The 20,029-nt window shown below is 68.8% G+C and carries 19 protein-coding genes and 1 tRNA gene; 7 read left to right on the forward strand and 13 right to left on the reverse strand.

Annotated features, from left to right (window positions below):
• Positions 1-4 precede the first annotated feature (4 nt).
• Entirely contained in the window at positions 5-1,291 is a 1,287-nt protein-coding gene (gene xylB, locus ACESK8_RS06130; protein ID WP_372967761.1) for a xylulokinase, read from the forward strand.
• Positions 1,292-1,526: 235 nt separating this feature from the next.
• On the opposite strand, the gene ACESK8_RS06135 is transcribed toward xylB, so the two are convergent.
• From ACESK8_RS06135 to ACESK8_RS06145, 3 genes are read right to left on the reverse strand one after another with little or no spacing between them, the layout of a single operon-like run.
• Positions 1,527-2,588 carry a Gfo/Idh/MocA family protein gene (locus tag ACESK8_RS06135; RefSeq protein ID WP_372967762.1) on the reverse strand — a complete coding sequence of 354 codons (1,062 nt, stop codon included), beginning with the start codon at positions 2,586-2,588 and terminating at the stop codon, positions 1,527-1,529.
• Positions 2,585-3,313: a cupin domain-containing protein gene (locus ACESK8_RS06140; RefSeq protein ID WP_372967763.1), complete on the reverse strand. Its 729-nt coding sequence runs from the start codon at positions 3,311-3,313 to the stop codon at positions 2,585-2,587. Before ACESK8_RS06140 ends, ACESK8_RS06135 begins: the two co-directional genes overlap by 4 nt.
• A complete protein-coding gene (locus tag ACESK8_RS06145) occupies positions 3,310-4,440 on the reverse strand; it encodes a Gfo/Idh/MocA family protein (protein WP_372967764.1) in 1,131 nt (376 codons plus the stop codon). The genes ACESK8_RS06140 and ACESK8_RS06145 overlap by 4 nt, the downstream gene beginning before the upstream one ends.
• Positions 4,441-4,546: 106 nt before the next feature.
• Between ACESK8_RS06145 and ACESK8_RS06150 the strand changes: the two genes are divergently transcribed.
• The 3 genes from ACESK8_RS06150 to ACESK8_RS06160 are packed head-to-tail and all read left to right on the forward strand — an operon-like array spanning position 4,547 to position 6,923.
• Positions 4,547-5,530, forward strand: coding sequence for a LacI family DNA-binding transcriptional regulator (locus ACESK8_RS06150; protein ID WP_372967765.1), 984 nt, complete (start codon positions 4,547-4,549; stop codon positions 5,528-5,530).
• Positions 5,527-6,489: an NAD(P)-dependent oxidoreductase gene (locus ACESK8_RS06155; RefSeq protein ID WP_372967766.1), complete on the forward strand. Its 963-nt coding sequence runs from the start codon at positions 5,527-5,529 to the stop codon at positions 6,487-6,489. Before ACESK8_RS06150 ends, ACESK8_RS06155 begins: the two co-directional genes overlap by 4 nt.
• Positions 6,490-6,527: 38 nt before the next feature.
• On the forward strand, positions 6,528-6,923 hold the full coding sequence (locus tag ACESK8_RS06160) for a VOC family protein (protein WP_372967767.1): 396 nt from the start codon (positions 6,528-6,530) through the stop codon (positions 6,921-6,923).
• Positions 6,924-6,983: 60 nt separating this feature from the next.
• Here the strand turns inward: ACESK8_RS06160 and ACESK8_RS06165 are convergent, their stop codons facing one another.
• The 10 genes from ACESK8_RS06165 to ACESK8_RS06210 all read right to left on the reverse strand — a co-directional run bounded on the left by ACESK8_RS06165 (position 6,984) and on the right by ACESK8_RS06210 (position 17,268).
• Positions 6,984-7,958 carry an NAD-dependent epimerase/dehydratase family protein gene (locus tag ACESK8_RS06165; protein WP_372967768.1) on the reverse strand — a complete coding sequence of 325 codons (975 nt, stop codon included), beginning with the start codon at positions 7,956-7,958 and terminating at the stop codon, positions 6,984-6,986.
• Positions 7,959-8,038: 80 nt separating this feature from the next.
• The gene (locus ACESK8_RS06170) at positions 8,039-8,560 is read right to left on the reverse strand and encodes a cyclophilin-like fold protein (RefSeq protein ID WP_372967769.1); all 522 of its coding nucleotides are present in this window, start codon (positions 8,558-8,560) and stop codon (positions 8,039-8,041) included.
• A 445-nt stretch (positions 8,561-9,005) separates the two neighbouring features.
• Positions 9,006-9,094 (reverse strand) — tRNA-Ser (locus ACESK8_RS06175).
• 87 nt (positions 9,095-9,181) lie between these two features.
• Entirely contained in the window at positions 9,182-10,189 is a 1,008-nt protein-coding gene (locus ACESK8_RS06180) for a LacI family DNA-binding transcriptional regulator (RefSeq protein WP_372967770.1), read from the reverse strand.
• Positions 10,190-10,234: 45 nt separating this feature from the next.
• The gene (locus tag ACESK8_RS06185) at positions 10,235-10,903 is read right to left on the reverse strand and encodes a hypothetical protein (protein ID WP_372967771.1); all 669 of its coding nucleotides are present in this window, start codon (positions 10,901-10,903) and stop codon (positions 10,235-10,237) included.
• A gap of 11 nt (positions 10,904-10,914) precedes the next feature.
• The gene (locus ACESK8_RS06190) at positions 10,915-11,808 is read right to left on the reverse strand and encodes a carbohydrate ABC transporter permease (RefSeq protein WP_372967772.1); all 894 of its coding nucleotides are present in this window, start codon (positions 11,806-11,808) and stop codon (positions 10,915-10,917) included.
• Entirely contained in the window at positions 11,805-12,806 is a 1,002-nt protein-coding gene (locus ACESK8_RS06195) for a carbohydrate ABC transporter permease (protein ID WP_372967773.1), read from the reverse strand. Before ACESK8_RS06195 ends, ACESK8_RS06190 begins: the two co-directional genes overlap by 4 nt.
• 66 nt (positions 12,807-12,872) lie before the next feature.
• On the reverse strand, positions 12,873-14,168 hold the full coding sequence (locus ACESK8_RS06200; protein WP_372967774.1) for an ABC transporter substrate-binding protein: 1,296 nt from the start codon (positions 14,166-14,168) through the stop codon (positions 12,873-12,875).
• A gap of 162 nt (positions 14,169-14,330) precedes the next feature.
• A complete protein-coding gene (locus ACESK8_RS06205; protein WP_372967775.1) occupies positions 14,331-15,464 on the reverse strand; it encodes a Gfo/Idh/MocA family protein in 1,134 nt (377 codons plus the stop codon).
• A gap of 28 nt (positions 15,465-15,492) precedes the next feature.
• On the reverse strand, positions 15,493-17,268 hold the full coding sequence (locus ACESK8_RS06210; protein WP_372967776.1) for an ABC transporter ATP-binding protein: 1,776 nt from the start codon (positions 17,266-17,268) through the stop codon (positions 15,493-15,495).
• Between the two features lie 64 nt (positions 17,269-17,332).
• Here ACESK8_RS06210 and ACESK8_RS06215 point away from each other — a divergent pair, with 64 nt between their 5' ends.
• From ACESK8_RS06215 to rhaI, 3 genes are all read left to right on the forward strand, one after another.
• Positions 17,333-18,298 carry a serine hydrolase domain-containing protein gene (locus ACESK8_RS06215; RefSeq protein WP_372967777.1) on the forward strand — a complete coding sequence of 322 codons (966 nt, stop codon included), beginning with the start codon at positions 17,333-17,335 and terminating at the stop codon, positions 18,296-18,298.
• Positions 18,299-18,418: 120 nt separating this feature from the next.
• On the forward strand, positions 18,419-18,811 hold the full coding sequence (locus ACESK8_RS06220; protein ID WP_372967778.1) for an L-rhamnose mutarotase: 393 nt from the start codon (positions 18,419-18,421) through the stop codon (positions 18,809-18,811).
• Positions 18,808-19,974 carry an L-rhamnose isomerase gene (gene rhaI / locus ACESK8_RS06225; protein WP_372967779.1) on the forward strand — a complete coding sequence of 389 codons (1,167 nt, stop codon included), beginning with the start codon at positions 18,808-18,810 and terminating at the stop codon, positions 19,972-19,974. Before ACESK8_RS06220 ends, rhaI begins: the two co-directional genes overlap by 4 nt.
• The last annotated feature ends 55 nt before the right edge of the window (positions 19,975-20,029 follow it).

Genomic DNA, 20,029 nt, shown 5'->3' on the forward strand with positions numbered 1-20,029 from the left:
GGCCGTGGCGCTGGTCCTCGGGGTCGACTCGTCGACCCAGTCGTGCAAGGTCGTGGTGGTCGACACCGCGACCGGATCCGTCGTCCGCTCGGGCCGGGCGTCGCATCCGGACGGGACGTCCGTCGACCCCGAGGCCTGGTGGCACGCGCTGCATGCGGCGATCGGCGACGCCGGCACACTCGACGACATCGCCGCCTGGTCTATCGGCGGACAGCAGCACGGACTCGTCGCACTGGACCAGTCCGGTCGCGTCATCCGCGACGCGCTGCTGTGGAACGACACCCGCTCCGCCGGTGCGGCGCAGGACCTCATCGACGAGTTCGGCGCGAATGTGCTCGCGGAGCGCACGGGTCTCGTTCCCGTGGCATCCTTCACGATCACGAAGCTGCGCTGGCTGCGCGATCACGAGCCGGAGAACGCGGCGAGAGTGGCCGCCGTGGCGCTGCCGCACGACTGGCTGACCTGGCGGCTGCGCGGCTTCGGACCGGACGACCCCGCGCTCGATGAGCTCGTCACCGACCGGTCGGATGCGTCAGGCACCGGCTACTGGAATCCGCGGACCGGGGAGTACGACCGCGAGCTGCTGGTCGCCGCCCTCGGCCACGACGTCGTGCTTCCCCGCGTGCTCGCGCATGACGAGGCGGTGACGGACGCCGCAGGGCGACGGGTCGGTCCCGGTGCGGGTGACAACGCCGCGGCGGCGTTCGGACTCGGCGCCTCCCCCGGCGACGTCGTCGTGTCGATCGGGACCTCCGGCACGGTGTGCGCGATCAGTACGGACCCGGTCGGCGACCCGAGCGGGACCGTCGCCGGATTCGCCGACGCCACGGGGAACTTCCTGCCGCTCGTCGCGACACTCAACGCCGCGCGCGTCGTCGACGCGACAGCGGCGCTGCTGGGCGTGAACCATTCCGAGTTCAGCGATCTGGCGCTGCGGGCAGAATCGGGCGCGGGCGGGCTGACGCTGCTGCCCTACTTCGAGGGCGAGCGGACGCCGAACCTGCCGGATGCCACCGCATCCCTCACCGGCATGACGCTCGCCTCGACGACCAGGGAGAACCTTGCCAGGGCTGCCGTCGAGGGGATGCTGCGCGGGCTCGGCGCCGGCCTCGACGCGCTGCGGGCGCTCGGCATCCCGCTCGGAAGAGCTCTGCTGATCGGCGGCGGCGCGCAGTCCGAGGCCGTGCGACGGATCGCGCCCGAGGTGCTCGGGCTGTCCGTCGAGGTGCCGGAGCCCGGCGAGTACGTCGCGCTCGGCGCCGCACGCCAGGCCGCCGCGCTCGTCGACTGACAGCATCCTGTCGCGTGCAGCGAAGGAGATCTCACGCTGCGCAGGAGTTCTCCTTCTGCGAAACCTGTCGCGGGCAGCGAAGGAGATCTCACGCAACGAAGGAGATTCTGACTCAAATCGACCTTCGGAGTGCGAGATCTCCTTCTCAGCGTGAGCGACCGGATGCCGCCAGCGCGAGGGACCGGATGCCGTCAGCGTGGGAGATCTCCTTCTCAGCGCGAGGGACCGGATGCCGTCAGCCGGCGAGCACCCTGGCGTCGCGCTGCGCGATGATGCTCAGCTCTGCCGCAGCGAACGCGTGCGATTGGGTCATCGCATGCTCCGTGCGGTCGAGGCAGTCGCGGATCAGCTGCCCGAAGAAGGGGAACCCGGTCTTCCCGGTCGCGTCGAAGCGGAACTGCCCGTCCTGATCGACGAGCAGCACCTGTCCGCCGCCGTTGTCGGTCGTGATGTCGGTGTACTTGCGCAGCTCGATATACCCGTCGGTGCCAAGCAGTACCGTGCGCCCGTCCCCGAACACGTCGAGCCCGGCCGGGGTGAACCAGTCCACGCGCACGTAGCCCGTCGCGCCGTTGTCGAGCACGACGTGCGCGTCGCCGAAATCCTGCAGGCCCGGCGTCTCGGGATGCGCGTAGTTGGCCACCGTGGAGCTGACGATCTCGCCCGACGCCGCGCCCGTGTAGTGGAGCATCTGCTCGAAGTTGTGACTGCCGATGTCGCAGATGATGCCGCCGTACTGCTGAGGATCGTAGAACCAGTCCGGTCGCCCGGAGCCGATCCGGTGCGGACCGAACGACGCGACCTGGAGCACCCGGCCGATCGCCCCCTGATCGATCAGCTGTCCCGCGAGGATCGCCGCCTCGGAATGCACCCGCTCGCCGTAGTACACGGCGAACTTCCGACCGGTGCGGTCGACGGCGTCGCGCGCGGCCGCGAGATCCTCCATCGTCGTGATCGCGGGCTTGTCGGCGAAGAAGTCCTTGCCCGCATCGAGCACGCGGACCCCGAGCGGAGCGCGCTGATTCGCGATGGATGCGCTCGCCACCAGCCGCACGTCGAAATCGTCGAGCACCTCGCGCTCGCTCGCGGCCGCGCGTGCCTGCGGGAATCGCGCGATGAAGTCCGCGACCTTCACAGGATCCGGGTCGAAGACCAGTGAGAGGGTGGCGCCGGCCTCGATCAGCTGCTCGACCATGCCGACGATATGGCCGTGGTCGAGCCCCACGGCGGCGAAGACGAACTCGCCGGGGCCGACGACAGGCTCGGGCAGCGGATCGAAGGTGTAGTCGCGGGTCATCGGTCGGTCTCCTCGTCGCTCAGGTCGTAGGTGCGCAGTCGTCCGCACATCCCGAATCCCCGCTCCCCCACCGAGGGTACGGCCTCGTGCACGCGGGCGTCGGCGAGGTGGAGGACGGAGCCGGATGCCACGGACTCGGCGAGTTCGAGAGATCGCTCGGCCTGGGCGAGCGGACGCGCGCGCACGAGGTCGCCCCATCCTCCCGCCCTGTCGCGCACCAGCGCACCGGCGGCACGATGGAAGGCGTCGAGCTCGGTGCGGTCACCGGTGAGAACGGCATCCCGCAGCGCCTCGAAGCCGGCGACCGCCAGGTCACGGCGACGCGAGGCGCGCTCGGCCCGGCCGTCCGAGTCGCCCAGAGACGCTGCGGCCGCGTAGGCCGCGGCGTCGGCGACGATGTCGGCGGGGAAGGTCATCACGGCGTCGCCTGCTTCCGGCAGCCCGGCGTCGCTCATCAGCACGACCACCTGCAGGTCCCCGTGGTTCACGGCTCGGTGGATCGTGCCGGGGGTGAACCACACGACGGCGCCCGGCGCGAGCGGTGTCTCGCGGAACCCGTCGGCGTCGATCGACTGCAGCGCCCCACGGCCCGCGATCACCACGTAGGCCTCTGTCGAGACGAGATGCATGTGCGGGCTGCCGCCGCAGACCCCGTCGGCGGCGGCATCCGCATAGACGTCGAGATGCGACAGCGACGTGCCTCCGGGGAAGGAGGATGCGGTCATGACGCCGCCTCGATCAGCGACGTGCTCTTCTCGAAGAAGTGCGGGGCGACCGAGACGAGGTGACCGGCGCGATAGTAGGGATCGGATGCGGCGATGGGCAGCGAGACGAACCGCCGCTCGAACCCGGCCTGGTAGATGGCCGTCACGACCTCGACGGCAGTCCGGCCATCCGCACCGTCGGCGATCGGACGCCGCCCCTCCCGCATCGCAGCCAGCAGATCCCCGATCTGGCCCGCATGGCCGACGTGCGTCAGCGGAGTGCGCCCCTCGACCAGAGCGCGGATGCGAGAGACGACGTCGGGGTCCCCACCGTCCTCCGGGAACCCATCTGCCCGTGCACGCTCCGCTGCCACGGCGAAGGGCAGGGACACGCGAGCGTTCGCCCCCTGGATCACGATGCCCTGCTCCTGGCCGTGATGCACGACCGAGCTGGTCAGCTGCGCGAGCGCCCGGTCGTAGCGGAGTATCGCGACCGAGAGATCCTCGACCTCGGCGTTGTCATGCTGCGCGTTCGCGAGCATCGCGGTGATCTCGGTCGGACGGCCGAGCAGCCACAGCAGCAGATCGATGTGGTGGATGGCGTGGTTGAGCGTGCATCCGCCGCCCTCCTTCTCCCACGTGCCGCGCCACCAGAGGTCGTAGTAGGCCAGCCCCCGCCACCAGGCCGAGTCGACGTCGACGTGCGAGATCGAGCCGAGGAGGCCGGAGTCGACGACGTCCTTCAGCGCGGCGAGGTCGTCGCGGAACCGGTTCTGCGCGACGACCGAGAGCATCCTGCCCGACCGCTCCTGAGCGGCGAGCATCGCGTCGCACTCCTCGAGCGAGGGGGCCATCGGCTTCTCCACGAGCACGTCGATGCCGGCGTCGAGTGCCGCGATCGCGAGGGCCGCGTGAGTCGAGGGAGGCGTCGCGATGCTGACCAGGTCGAGGTCGGCCCGAGCGAGCATCTCCAGGGGGTCGTCGAACGCCACCGCGCCGACGAGCCCGAGGTCGGCCGCCTTCTGCGCGGCCTTGCCCGGCACCACGTCCGCGAGCGCTGTGATCTCGCACTCCTCCGGGAAGGCGAGATACCCGGCGATGTGGGCGTCGGCTATGCCGCCGGTGCCGATGATCCCGACCTTGCGCATGCTGCACTCCTCACTGAGTCGATTCTCGGATTACTACGTATTACTAAGACGTAGTAGATACTATCGATACGCCGCCGCGTTCCGTCAAGCCCGAGAGGAGGATGCCGTGGAGAAGCGTCCGACCAGCCACGACGTGGCCCACCTCGCCGGGGTCTCGCAGTCGACCGTCTCCTTCGTCTTCACCGGACGCACCGGCATCTCGGAGGCGACACGCCAGAAGGTGCTCCGCGCCGCGACCGAGCTGAACTACCGGCCGAACCTCGCCGCCCGCTCGATGCGCACGCAGCGCACCGGGCGTCTGGCGGTCGTGGTGCCGATCGCCACCATCAACCCCCTCACGCTCCTGTCCGGCGCGATCGCCGCGGCGCGAGACGAGGGGTATGTCGTCGAGGTCGTCAGTCTGCCCGAGGGGGTCGATGCTCGCGCCCAACGCCTGTCCGAAGTCGTCGACTCCGGCCAGTACGAGGGAGTGCTCTCCTTCACCCCGGTGCCCGAGGTCGACACGGCGGCCGGCGCCACTGTCGTGCTCTCGGTCGGCGAATTCGACGAGGCCATGCATATGACCGGGGAGTTCACCGACGCACGCCCGATCGTCGAGATGATCGAGCACCTCGCCACGCACGGCCACCGCCGCTTCCTCCACCTGGCCGGCGATGAGGACTTCCCCTCAGCACGCGCCAGGCGCGCTGCCTACCTCGACACCGTCGAGCGACTCGGGTTGGAATCGCTCGGCGTCGCCGAGGGCGATTGGAGCGGCACGGCGGGTGAGACCGCGATCGCCGCGCTGCCCGACGATGCGCCGCCTCTCGCCGTGATCGCCGCCAACGACGTGATCGCCGCCGGCGCCATCAGAGCCGCCACCCGCCGAGGATGGCGGCTGCCCGGCGATGTCGCCGTGACAGGCTGGGACGACATGCACCAGAGCGCGTTCCTCGTTCCGTCGCTGACCAGCGTCGCGCAGGACCGAGAGCGCCTCGGCGCGTACTCGATGCAGAGACTCATCGCGGCCGTCCGCGGTGGCGACGGACCCGAGCGGCCGACCGATCTGCTGACGGTCGTGTGGCGTGAGTCGACAGAATCCCCGCAGTGAGAGACCGTGACGTGGAGGCGCACATGAAGATCCTGATCCCGAACACCATCGAGCTCCCGGTGACGGCCGACGTCGAGAGCGTCGTCTACGACATCGACGAGCCGATCCCCACCGAGCATCGCGACGCGGAGGTGCTCGTCGTCTGGCACAACTCCGCGTCATGGCTGCAGGAGGCCGCCCGCATTCTGCCCGATCTCCGGCTCGTCCAGGCTCTCGCCTCGGGAGCCGATGTGGTGCTGGGCGCCGGCTTCGGCGACGACGTGCGCATCTGCTCCGGCCGCTCGCTGCACGACGGCCCGGTCGCCGAGCACGCGCTGGCGCTGATCCTGAGCGCCGTACGACGGCTCGACCGCCTGCGCGATGCGCAGCGCGATCACCACTGGGACAAGCAGTTCATCGACGAGCAGAGCGCACCCCGCACCCGCGCGCAGCACACGCTCGCCGGGGCCAGAGTCACGATCTGGGGCTTCGGATCGATCGCCGCGACCCTCGCTCCCCTGCTGACGGCGCTCGGTGCAGAGGTGCAGGGCATCGCACGCGCCGCGGGAGAGCGCTCGGGGTTTCCCGTGCACGCCGATGCGGATGCCGCGGCGATCCTCGCCGACACCGACGTCCTCGTGTCGATCCTCCCCGCCACCGAGGACACCGCGGATCTGTTCGACGCGACGGTCTTCAGTGCACTCAAGGCCGGTGCCGTGTTCGTGAACGTGGGCCGCGGCGCCACTGTCGACGAGCAGGCGCTGATCGGCGCTCTCGAATCGGGGCAGCTGCGCGCGGCAGCCGTCGACGTCATGAAGTCCGAGCCGCTTCCGGCATCCGACCCCCTCTGGGACGCGCCGAACCTCCTGATCACCCCGCACATCGCCGGGAACCGACCCGTCGGTGCCGCGCGACTGGTCGACGACAACGTCAGACGCCTGCTCGCGGGCGACTCTCTCGTCAATCAGGTGCGCCCGTAGGGGTGGACAGCGCGCGCGGACCGGCGCATGCTGATCGCATGACGGCATTCCAGACCACACATGCGTTCAGCGGCTTCAGCGTCGACGACATCGACGCGGCTCGCACCTTCTACGGCGACACCCTCGGCATGGATGTCACCACCAACGCCATGGGCTTCCTCGACATCGCGCTGCCCGACGGCGGTTCGATCCTCGTCTACGCGAAGCCGAACCACACGCCCGCGAGCTTCACGATCCTGAACTTCCCCGTGGATGACGTCGAGGCCGCGGTGGACGATCTGAACGCGCGCGGAGTCGTGACGAAGATCTACGACGACTCGGAGTTCGCCACCGATGAGAAGGGGATCCTGCGGGGCGGCCCCGAACGTGGGCCGGACATCGCCTGGTTCACGGACCCCGCCGGGAACGTGCTCGCCGTGCTCTCAGCCGGCTGAGCGGCGACCGCCAGATGTGAAGCCTCGTCCCAGCGATCTGGGACGAGGCTTCACAACCGGTCAGCGGAGGAATCGGTCGAACAGGGCGTTCATCTCGGGGTCGACGCGCTGGAGCTCCGGGTGGGCGTCATGCCAGTCGATGATCTCGCGCGCCGCGGTGTGCAGCGGGATCACCGGGGCGAAGTCGGGCACGAGTCGACGGATCTTCGTGTTGTCGAAGATCACCGAGTGCGCCATGTCGCCGGTGAGCTGACCGGCGCGCTGCGGAGCCGCTTCCTCGATCGCCGCGCTCGTCGCGTAGCGGATCTTCGGCTCGGCTCCTGCGGCATGCCCGAGCATCGAGTAGATCTCGTTCCAGGTGTAGACGAAGTCGCTGGTGATCTGGAACGTGTCGCCGTACGCCAGCGGATTGCCGAGCAGTCCGGCGAAACCGACCGCGAAGTCATCGGAGTGGGTCAGGGTCCACAGCGAGGTGCCGTCGCCGTGGACGATGATCTCCTCACCGCGGCGGATGCGATCGATCGCCGTCCACCCTCCGAACGCCGGGATCGTCCACTTGTCGTACGTGTGCGAAGGGCGAAGCACCGTGACGGGGAAACCGCGGTCGCGGTACGCCGCGGTCAGCAGGTCTTCGCACGCGATCTTGTCGCGGGAGTACTGCCAGTGCGGATTGCGCAGCGGCGTCGATTCGGTGATCGGCAGACGGGAGACGGGCTTCTGGTACGCGGATGCCGAGCTGATGAAGACGTACTGCCCGGTACGACCCTCGAAGCGATCGATGTCACGCCGGACCTGGTCCGGGGTGAACGCGATCATGTCGGCGACGACATCGAACTCACGCCCGGCGAGTGCCGCATCCACCGCCGAATCGTCCGAGATGTCAGCAGTGAGCACTTCGACACCCTCGGCCGGGGCCCGACGGGACTGCCCGCGGTTCAGGAGCGTGACCTCCATGCCCCGAGATGCGGCGAGCGCACTCGCCGCAGAGGAGATGATCCCCGTTCCACCGATGAACAACACCTTCGTCGCAGTCATGCGTCGACTCTATCGAGGCCATGCGACATGGGGTCCGCGAGCACGTCCACACCTGCCGTCGAGCGGCGAAGGAGAGGCGTCTATCTCACGATCTCGATCGTGACTCGGCCCTGTTCGAGCAGGGCGAGCTCGTCGGCGGTGGCCTCGTACGTTCCGATGTGCAGTGTCGCCTCGGAGTACCCGATCCCGGAGGCGTCGTAGTAGAACCCGAGGTTGCCCCACGGCGTGTAGTAGATGAGATCCCCGTCCTCCGGATCGGATCCCGCTGAGCTGCCGATGTCCAGCGCACGCGGCAGGTACGCGATCTTCTCCCGTCCGCCGAGGTCCTCGAACTCCAGCTCGAGCGGAAGCAGCGCGAGGAAGTCGCGCACCGCCGGGGTGTCCTGGTCGATCGTCACATCGACCGACGCGCTATCCGAGGCGAACCTCACCACCGTTCCCACGACCGCGTCCTGCGCGGGCGCGTCCTGCGCGCTCACGTCGGGCGTCGGCCCCGCCGCGGACGGGTCCGGGGCGGGCTGGGCTCCCGACGTCTCCGCCGGTTGCGGCGCTGCCGCGCAGCCCGCGAGCACGGCGGCGGCGAGCACTGCGGTGACCATCATCGCTCTGGTCCTCATCACGGTTCCTCTCCCTCGTGCGAACCCGATCCCGATCGGGGCCAGGCATCACCGGCCCCTTCAGCCTGGCGGCGTCGTGCGGCGCAAGGGAGTCCCTGACGAGGGGTGTACCGCCAGGGAGTCGGTGAGGTCGACCCGAGCGGGGAGGACCGCGAGATCCGGAGAAAATGGGCCGCCGCGTAACATATCGCGCGTTTCGCAGTCTCTACAGATGTGCCCCCGCACGATGCGGGGGTCGTCGACCGAGGAGAAGACCGATGGAGTGGACACTCGCCGTGGCGCTGATGAGCTTCTGCGCGGTGATGATCGTGGTGGCCATCGCGACCGCGATCATCGGCGGACGCCGCTGATCCGAGTCTCGGGCATTCGCCGGACGACACCAGGCAGCCCAGAAACCGAGAAATCCCCGCCGAGGCGGGGATTTTCACTGCGGAGACGAGGGGATTTGAACCCCTGGTCCCCGTGAGGGGACTCCACCTTAGCAGGGTGGTGCACTCGGCCGGACTATGCGACGTCTCCAGGCATCCGGACCGTGAAGAACGGATGCACCCTGCAATCATAACGGGTTCAGGGAGCAGCCACGAATCGGTGATCGCAGCGGACGGATCAGTCCTGGCCTCCGCTCGACTCCCGCACGACGAGCTCCGGCTGGAACCGCACCCGACGGTCGTGATCCACCCCGTCGAGCTGTTTGAGCAGCAGGTCGACCCCCGTCCACCCGAGCAGCCGCGCCGGCTGGCGCACCGAGCTGAGCGGCACGACGGTCGCTGAGGCGAAGTCGATGTCGTCGTAGCCCACCATGGCGATGTCCTGCGGCACGCGGATGCCCGAGCCGAAGCTGAAGGCCTGCAGCAGCCCGACCGCGAGCAGGTCGTTCGCGGCGAAGACCGCATCCGGACGCGACTCCTGCGGGCGTGCGACGATCGCCTCACCGGCGGCGCGGCCCTGCAGCACGGTCAGCGCCGACTGCTCGAAGACCTCCAGGGAGGAGTCCGGATGGTGAGCGACCGCAGCTCTCACTCCCCGCAGACGATCGGCGACCTGCTGCACCGACGAAGGCCCGCCGACGAAAGCGAGTCGACGCCGACCGCCTGAGAGCAGGTGCTCGGCCGCGAGCCGCCCTCCCTCGACGTCATCGACCGAGACCGAGGGCAGCACGCCCTCTTCGACCTCGCGGTCGACGAGGATCACCGGCATCCCGCCGGCAGCGAAGCGGTGCACGGCGGCGAGGTCGTCCGAGGCGGGGGTGAGCAGCACGCCGTTGACCCGCTGCTCCTGGAACAGCTCGAGGTGCGCGACCTGGCGTTCGTCGCGCTCGTCGCTGTTGCCGAGCAGCACGGTCATGCCGGCATCCGCGGCTCTGTCCTCCGCGCCGCGCACCACCTCGGCGAAGAACGGGTTGCCGATGTCTGGGACCACGAGACCGATGCTGCGACTACGACCCGCGCGCAGCTGCCTGGCCGCATCGTTGCGCACGAAGCCGAGCTCCTGGATGACGCGCTGCACGCGTTCGACCGTGCGCGCAGAGACTCGCTCCGGCTGGTTGAGCACGTTCGAGACGGTGCCGACCGAGACGCCGGCCGCGGCAGCGACGTCCTTCACCCCTACCGCCATGGCGTGCCTCCGTCCGTCCGCGCTCGTGCGCCAACGACTACCTTCTCATCCTGCGTGGTGCACTCCGCGCCTACGACGCGCGGGCACGGCGACGACGGCGAGCGCCGCGCAGCCGATCCCGGCGATGAACAGCGGTGCGAGAGCCCAGGTCACGACGCCCGTGAAGACGGCTGCGGCCGCGAGGTACGCGGCGCCTGCGGCATCCGCCCGCACGATGGACGGCACCGCGCGGACCGCTCCGATCCAGCCGAGCGCGGGCGACCAGGCGCCGGCCGCGGCGAGCAGGGCGACGCAGAGGACGAGCAGACCGGCCCAGCCGACCACGGCGATCGCCTGACCGCCGGGCAGTGCACCGGAGCCGGCGACGACGATGTCGATCGTGAGCACCGCCGCGATCACAGCCGCGGGCACGCCGACGACGAGGGACGGCAGGATGCCGGCGCGCACGTCCTCCCAGAACAGTCCGGCGCGGGAGTCCTCGGCCGCGACGAACCGTCGCAGATGCCGGATGCCGGCGGCGAGCGCGATCGGCAGGGTGACGACGCCGAGCGCGACGACCGTCATCATCAGTCCGATCGTGAGCACCTCGCCGAAGAGGCCGAACTTCGCGGACGCTCCGGGGTTGACTCCCGGCTCGACGCCCGAGACCGTGGGTCCCGCACCGGAGCGCGCCTCGCGCGTGGCCGCCCGTCGCGCACGACGCTCCTCGCTCATGACGGACACGGTCAGCCCTTCAGTCCCTGCGTCGCGACGCCGTCGACGAGGAAGCGCTGGAAGACGACGAAGAACAGCAGCACCGGCACGAGTGCGACGAAGGATGCCGTGACCGTCGCACCGTAGTCGGACGACGAGGTCTGGTCGTTGTAGAGCCGCAGCGCGATGGGCAGCGGATAGTTCTCGGGGCTCGTGAGGTAGAGCAGCGGACCGAGGAAGTCGTTCCACGCCCAGATGAACGAGAAGATCGCGCAGGTGATCAGCGCCGGCTTGATGAGCGGCAGGATGATCGACCAGAAGATGCGCAGGTGCCCCGCACCGTCGATGCGCGCGGCCTCATCCATGTCGCGCGGCATCTGACGGATGAACTGCACGAGCAGGAAGACGAAGAACGCCTCGGTGGCGAGGAACTTCGGCAGGATCAGCGGGATGAACGTGTCGACCCAGCCGAGCTGGTTGAAGATGATGTACTGCGGGATGATCACCACGTGGAAGGGCAGCAGCAGCGTGCCGATCATGGCCGCGAACAGCACCCCGAGTCCCTTGAACTGCACCCGGGCGAACGCGTATGCGGCGAGCGCCGACGACAGGACAGTGCCGACGACGGCGGATGCCGCCAGGATCAGCGAGTTCAGGAAGAAGCGCCACATCGGCACTCCGGCGATGCCCTCCATGACCTTGCCGTAGTTGTCGAGCGTCGGCGCCTGAGGCAGGAGGCCGGGGTTCTGTCCGAATTCGGAGTTCGGCTTGAACGTCGACAGGAACAGCCACAGCAGCGGGTAGAGCACGACGGCCGTGAGGACCAGCAGACCGATGAACCAGATGACGGTCTGCCACGTCTTGCGCTTCACGCGCGGACGGGAGGAGGGAGCGGATGCCGTGACGACGGCTTCGGTGGTGGTCATCGGTCGTCTCCCGAGTAGTGCACCCACGACCTCTGGGTGCGGAACAGGATGAAGGCGATGATCGCGACGACGATGAGCAGCACCCACGCGATCGCGGCCGCGTAGCCCATCTGCCCGTCGGAGAATCCTCGCTTGTACAGGTACACGGTGATGAAGTTGGTCATCCCCGCGGGGCCGCCGGTGCCGTTCGAGATGATGTACGCCGAGGCGAACACCTGGAAGGCGCCGATGAGGCCGAGCAGCAGGTTGAAGAACATCACCGGGGAGAGCATCGGGATGGTGACGGCGGTGAAGCGGCGGAACGCGTTCGCACCGTCCATCTCGGCCGCCTCGTACAGCTCCTTCGGGATCTGCTTGAGGCCGGCGAGGAAGATCACCATCGTGGATCCGAACTGCCAGACGGCGAGCAGGATCATCATCGGGAGGACGAGTCCGGGGTTGCCGATCCACCCGCCGATGTCGACGCCGAAGATCTGCAGGCCGCTGTCGACCGGACCGTCGGAGGAGAACATCGCCCGCCACACGATCGCGACCGAGACCGAGCCGCCGATGAGGGACGGCGCATAGAAGGCGGAGCGGAAGAAGCCGGCGCCCTCTTCGCGGTAGTTCAGGAGCATGGCCACCCCGAGCGCCGCGGCGAGGGTGATCGGAGTGCCGATGAACACGTAGACGAGCGTGATCTGCGACGATTGGATGAAGTTCGGGTCGTTCGTGAACAGGCGGACGTAGTTGTCCAGTCCGATCCACTTCGGGGGCTGGAAGATGTTGTACTTCGTGAAGGAGAGGTACAGGGAGTAGATCATCGGCACGGCCGTGAGGCCGAAGAACCCGATCAGCCACGGCGTCAGGAACGCGTAGCCCGTCGCGGTCTCGCGGCGCAGTCGCGCACGCTGGCCAGGTCGCTCCAGGTCGTCCTCTGGGCGGCGTCCGCTGTGCAGCGTCCGCCCGCGTCCGGGCTTCGTGCCCGTGACGATCGTCCTCGTCGCCGTCGTGCTCATGACAGCTCCTTCCGAAGTGTGCGGGATGCGGTGGGCCGGGCGGAGTCGCCCGGCCCACCGACGGGGTCACTGGTTGAGGACGACGTCCATCTCGGAGAAGAACTGCTCCACGGCCTCGTCGACCGTCGTGGTGCCGAAGTTCAGCTCGGTGCCCAGCACGCGGAACTTCTCCTCCAGCGTGCCGTAGCCGACGATCGGGACGGGAGGCGCGTCGCCGAGACGGTCGGCGATGGACTCCTCGTAGTCCTTCACGAGCTGGCTCATCGGGTCGAGCTCGGCGGCGTCGAGAGCGGTCTCGGATGCCGGCAGGCCGCGGTTGGTGCCGAAGATCTCACCGGACTCCGGCGAGTTGACCAGGAAGTTCACCAGGGTGGCCGCAGCCTCCGGGTGGTCGGTCTTGGCGGAGATGGTGTGCAGCATCGAGGGCTTGAGGTACAGGTCCTTGGCGCCTTCCTCGGTGATGGGAGGAGCGACGAGCCCGAGCTCGGTGTAGCTCTCGCCGAGGTTGGCGAGGTAGCCGGCTCCGAAGTTGTCCCAGGTCAGCTCGCTGGCGTTCTGGGCGGCGTCGAACGCGGTGAGCGGCGTGAGCTCCTCGACGACCTGCTGCGGCACCACGACGCCGTCGCGGATGTCATCGCCGGACTCCCAGAACTCCTTGAGTCGCTCCTCGTCGAATCCGGGCTTCCCGTCCTCGTCGAACAGGTTCTTGCCCTCGCTGCGCAGCTGCAGCTCGAAGTTCTGGATTCGGCCGGTCCAGTCGGACCCGCCCCAGAACTCACCGTTGCCGGCCTCGGTGATCTCGCCCATCCACTCGTCGTAGTCCTCCCAGTCGCCGCCGGCGAACTGTTCGACGCCCGCCGACTCGAGCAGCACCGGGTTCGTGAAGACGCCCCACGCGTTCGTGGAGGTGGTGATGCCGTAGGTGGTGTCGTCGACCACGCCGATGTCGAGGATGTTCTCGGACAGGGGCTCGGTGTCGATGATCGAGCCGAGGTAGGGCTCGAGGTCGAGCAGCAGACCGTTCTCGGAGTACTGGCGGAGGTACGAGTAGTCGAACTGCATCACATCGGGCAGTCCACCGCCGGCCGCCTCCGTCTGACGCTTCTCCCAGAACTCAGGGAAGCCGAGGAACGTCGCGTTGACCGTGATGTTCGGGTACTCCTCGTTGAACGCCTCGATGGCCTGGTTGTACAGGTCCGCACGAACGTCGTTGCCCCAGAACGCGAGGTCGAGCGTGACCTTCTCGTCGGGGTCGTAGGTGGGCTCACCCTCGGGGCTGCCGCCGCCGGCGCAGCCGGCGAGTACCAGCGCTGCGCTGGTGGCGACGGCCGCTGCGGCCGCCAAACGCTTCTTGCTGAACATCGTTGTCCTCTCTGGTGAACGTCCTCGTTCGGCAGGGCCGCGGAACGCCTGTGTCCATGTGGTGCGGGGTGCGAACTCCCACTCGGGGAAAACGCTTACCTGCACGCTAATCCAGATTGAAACGTTTCGCAACCGGCAATTCGGACGTGGGGATTACATCGATTACCGTCCGGTCTTCGATCCTCTCACGACCGGATCGTCGCGCTGTGCGCGGAGGTCGGTGACAGGGCTCTCGAAGCCGGCCCGGTGGGTGGGGTGCGTCCCCAGGAGTGCAGGCGTCACGACGACGCCGTCGGCCGCAGCCGAGGCGTAGATGGCCGCAACGATCTCGAGCGACCGGGCCGGAGCATCAGCCGTGGCCGGCAGCGGCTCCCCGGCCAGCAGAGCGTCGAACACGTCGCGCAGCAGCGGTGCGTGATCGCTGCGCTCCTCGGCATCCGGGAACGCCCACGCGTCCGCCTCCGCCTCGAAGCCGGGCGCGGGGGTGATCCGCCAGTTCTCGTGGCCGTGCCCGTAGAGGTGATCCACCGTGATCGAGGCCTTCTGGGTGTCGATGCGGATCGAGCTCGTCTCCCGTGGCGACACGGCGCTCGTCACCACCTGCGCGACCACGCCCTGATCGAACACGATCGTCGCTGTCGAGACATCTTCGGTCTCGGTCTCGCGGTCCAGCCGCCACAGTCGTCCCTGCACCGACGACCAGTCGCCCAGCAGATGAGCGAGCAGGTCGAGCTGGTGGATGCCGTGGCCCAGGGTCGTGCCGCCGCCCTCCGTCTCCCACCTGCCGCGCCACGGCACGGCGAAGTAATCGGAGTCGCGGAACCAGAGCGTCTGGCACACCGCGACGAGCGGCCGACCGAGCGCGCCGCTCTGCAGCAGCTGCCGCACGTGCGCCGCGGCGGTCCCGGTGCGCTGCTGGAAGACGACGGCGAGCCGCCGGTCCGCGGCGTCGGCCGCAGCCCGCATCTCGTCGAGCTCGTCGAGTGAGGGCGCCGGCGGCTTCTCGACGATCACGTGCGCACCGGCGGCGAAGGCGGCGAGGGACTGCTCCCGGTGAGGTGCCGGCGGCGTGCAGATGAGCACGACGTCGGGATGCTCGGCCGCGAGCATCCCGTCGAGGTCGTCGTAGGCGGCGGCGATGCCGTAGGTGGCAGCGAATCCCTCCGCCTTCTCGCGGCTGAGATCGGCGACGGCGACGAGGTCCGCTCGAGGGTACGCGGCCACCGCGCGGGCGTGCGCATGGGCGACTGCGCCGGTGCCCACGAGGGCTGCGCGCAGAGTCTTCCGGGATGTCATCGGTCCTCCTCAGGACGGTGGGGGTCGGTCATGCCCTGCCGTTCTGCACCAGGTGCAGCCGAGCGTATCGCCCGTCGGCGGCGAGGAGCTCGTCATGCGACCCCTGCTCGACGATACGTCCGCGTTCGAGCACGACGATGCGGTCGGCCTGGCGGATCGTCGACAGCCGGTGCGCGACGACCAGGGTCGTGCGCCCGCGCATGAGACGTTCGAGCGCCTCCTTCACGAGACCCTCGGATTCGGGGTCCAGAGCACTGGTCGCCTCGTCGAGGAGCAGGATCCGCGGATCCCGCACGAGCGCCCTGGCGATGGCGAGCCGCTGACGCTGACCGCCCGACAGCCGTGCGCCGCGCTCCCCCACCACGGTGTCCCACCCGTGGGGCTGCTCCCGCACGAAGTCCCAGGCGTTCGCCGCGCGCAGCGCCCGCTCGACGCGGTCGGGGGTGAGATCGGGCATGCCGTAGGCGATGTTGTCGAAGATCGACCCCTCGAACAGCACGGATTCCTGCGGCACCACCGAGATCGAGCGGCGCACCGTGCGCAGGTCGAGCTCCTGCATGTCGTTGCCGTCGAGGAGGATGCGGCCGCTCGTGGGCCGGACGAAACCGAGCACGAGGTTCAGCAGGGTCGACTTCCCGGATCCGGACGAGCCGACGAACGCGACCGTCTCACCCGGCGGGATGCGCAGGTCGATGTCGATGAGGGCGTCGTCGTCCGCATCCGCATACCGATGCGTGGCGGACTCGAGCACGATCTCGCCCGACACCGCCGAGACGACGCGCTTGCCGGAGTTCTGCTCGACATCCGGCTCCTGCAGCACCTCGGCGATCGATCGCACCGACTCGATGCCGCGCGCGCCGACCGGAATGAGCATGAGCAGCTGCGTGAGCCCGCCGGTGAGCAGGGTGAAGTAGCTCGAGAGCATCACGACCTCACCGGGTGTGATGGGGAGGAAGCCCGTGAGCGCGCAGACGGCAGCCAGCATCAGGCAGGCGACACCGAGCAGCTGCATCGCCACCCAGGAGACCGACGCGACCCGTCCGTTGAGCAGATCGAGGTCGAGTCCGGCCCTGCGCACACCGTCCGCACCGCCGGCGACACGATCGATCGCCGTCTCCTCGAGTCCGTGCGCGCGGGTCACCGGGATCAGCGACGCCATCTCCCCGACCCGAGCGGAGAGCGTCTCGATCTCGCGTCGGAACACCTCGTTGCGGCGCTGCGACCGCTTGCGCATCCCGTAGCGGATGCCGATGGCGATCGGCACGGCGAGGGCGTAGACCGGAAGGAACTGCGGAACGGTCACGGCCGTCATTCCGAGGGCGCCGAGCATGACCATCGTCGACGACAGCAGCGGATGCGTGACCTGCTGGAGCATGAGTTCCACGTTCTCGACGTCACGCACGACCTTCGTCTGCACGATCGAGGAGCTCATGCGCGTGTGGTAGCCGATCGAGAGACTCTGCAGCCGCGCGGTGAGAGCATTGCGCAGATCGGCGCCGAGGTCTCGGACGACCGTCATGAAGTTCTTCGTGTAGATGATGTGGTTCGGGTAGTTCTGCAGGAGCAGCAGCGCGGCGAGCGCGAACCACCACAGGACCTCGGTCACGTCGCCGTCGCTCGCCACGACATCGATGATGGCCGCGGTGATGACGGGGAGGAACCAGAGCGGGATCTCCTTGACGGCGAAAGCGGTGATCGCGAAGGTGAGTCGCCAGGGTCGGCGGCCGAGCAGCCGCAGCACAGAGCGCACCGGACGATGTCCGTCGACGAGCGCGGCGGGGTGGGAAAGCGCTTTCTGTGCCATGGTCCTATCGTAGAGTCAGCAGCGTCGCCGGGGAAGTGCGACGATCCGATCACCGGGAGCACACATGACCTTCGACGCCGCATTCGACTGGGCTCGCCGCCACGTCACGGACGGACGCCTTCCGACCGCGGTCGTCGGCATGGCGACAGCCGACGGGATCGTCGACCTCGAAGGATTCGGAGTCGCGACGGATGCCGTGTACCCGCTGTTCTCGATCACCAAGATGCTCACCGGCATCACGGCGGCGAGGGCCATCGAGCGCGGGCTGCTCACACCGAACACCCCGCTCTCCGCCGCGCTGCCCGATTTCGGGGCGGCCCGCGACGACATCGTCCGGCTCCGGCATCTCGCCTCGCACACCTCCGGCATCTCGGAGCCCCCGCTCGACACCGCCATTCCGCTGCGCGACGAGCTGCTCACGCGCGGTCGCGACTTCGTAGCCGGAACGGCCTCGCGATACTCGACGCTCGCCTTCGAGGGCATCGCCGCCCTGATAGAGCATGCGACGGGCAGCACGTGGGACGAGGGCACGCTCGACTGGGCCTCCAGCCTGGGAGCGATCGGCCTGACACTCGACGCGACGCAGTCGGTGGGCGTCCCGGATGCCGCAGCGGGCGGGCTCGACCTCGACCGGTTCCACGCCACCCGCGCCCCCGGCGCCGGGCTGCTCGGACGCGCCGAGGATCTCCTCCACATCGGGGCCGAGCTCCTGCGCATCGGAGGCGGGCAGCGAGGCGGCATCCTCTCTCCCGCAGGTCTCGCGATGATGCGGCGTCCGCTGACCGGCGACATCCCGCGCCTGGACCCGTACCCCGACGAGCGAGGCCAAGACTGGGGCTTCACCTTCAACCTGCGCTCCCGCGCGCCGGGGCTGGTCGATCGCGACGTCTTCGGGCACGGCGGATGGGCGGGAACCGAGTTCTGGGTGCACCCGGAGGCGGGGATCTGCTGGGTGCTGCTCACCAATGCGGCCGTGCGCCCCGGGGTCGACGCCGACGAGCTCGACAACGCCGTGGTGGCTGCTCCGTAACCCTGCGACCAGAGCGATCCGGATCGCCGCGATCCGCGCTCGCTTGACAGTGCGGGTCGCCGTGTCTAATGTTGAGTCACAGCAAATGAAACGATTCAAACCTCAATGAAGAGAGACCGCATGACCCGCGTCGCGTTCCAGCTGCAGGTGCGCCCTGAGCTGCTCGACGAATACCTCGCCAGGCACTCGCCCGTCTGGCCCGAGATGCTCGCCGAGATCGCGGCCGCCGGCCGCCGCAACTACTCGCTGTTCCTCGCCGAGGGGGGAACGCTCGTCGGCTACTACGAGACCGATGACGACGCCGCGGCACAGGCCTACCTCGCATCCTCGGCAGTCGCGGCCCGCTGGGAGGCCGAGATGGCGCGATTCTTCGTCGATCTCGACGGCCGCCCCGACCAGGCCGCCACCGCTCTCGCCGAGGTGTTCCACCTCGAAGACCAGCTCGCCGACGTCGGCGACTCCCCCGCATCAGACATCGACAACCGCACCGACACCGAAGGCAGCGCCTCATGAGCATCCTCTCGACCGACCACCTCGCCGCCCTCGAACAGCAGGGCATCGAGCTCCCCAGCTGGGCGTTCGGCAACTCCGGCACCCGTTTCAAGGTGTTCGGCACGCCGGGCACACCGCGCGACCCGTGGGAGAAGATCGCGGATGCCGCGCAGGTGAACAAGTACACGGCACTCGCTCCGTCCGTCGCGCTGCACATCCCGTGGGACCTCGTCGACTCGTTCTCGGACCTCCGCAAGCACGCCGAGGACCTCGGCGTGACCCTCGGCACGATCAACTCGAACACGTTCCAGGACGACGACTACAAGTTCGGCGCGCTGACGCACGAGGACGCGGCGATCCGCCAGAAGGCGATCGACCACCACCTCGCCTGCATCGACGTGATGGATGCCACGGGCAGCCGCGACCTCAAGATCTGGCTCGCCGAGGGCTCGAACTATCCCGGCCAGGCCGACCTGCGCGGCCGTCAGGATCGCCTCCAGGAGTCGCTGCAGCAGATCTACGCCCGCCTGGGCGATGACCAGCGCCTGGTGCTCGAGTACAAGTTCTTCGAGCCGGCGTTCTACCACACCGATGTTCCGGACTGGGGAACGTCGTACGCCCAGGTCTCCTCTCTCGGCGACAAGGCGATGGTGTGCCTGGACACGGGGCACCACGCCCCCGGGACCAACATCGAGTTCATCGTCATGCAGCTGCTGCGCCTCGGCAAGCTCGGCTCGTTCGACTTCAACTCGCGCTTCTACGCCGACGACGACCTGATCGTGGGCGCGGCGGACCCGTTCCAGCTGTTCCGCATCCTGTTCGAGGTCGTCCGCGGCGGCGGCCTGAACAACCCGGACGTGGCGTTCATGCTCGATCAGTGCCACAACGTCGAGGACAAGATCCCCGGTCAGATCCGCTCCGTGCTCAACGTGCAGGAGATGACGGCGCGTGCGCTGATCGTCGACCGCGACGCCCTGACCGCCGCACAGAAGTCGGGCGACGTGCTCGCCGCGAACGCCGTCTTCATGGACGCGTTCTACACCGATGTGCGCCCCGCTCTCGCGGAGTGGCGCGAGTCGCGCGGCCTCGCCGCCGACCCGATGAAGGCGTACGCCGAATCGGGTCACCAGCAGAAGATCGCTGCCGACCGCGTCGGCGGCGTGCAGGCCGGCTGGGGCGCCTGAGCCTCGACCGCTGACACCATCAGACCCGTCGGGATGCGGGAGCCGATCCCCGCAT

Source organism: Microbacterium sp. (assembly GCF_041641055.1).
GTDB lineage: Bacteria > Actinomycetota > Actinomycetes > Actinomycetales > Microbacteriaceae > Microbacterium.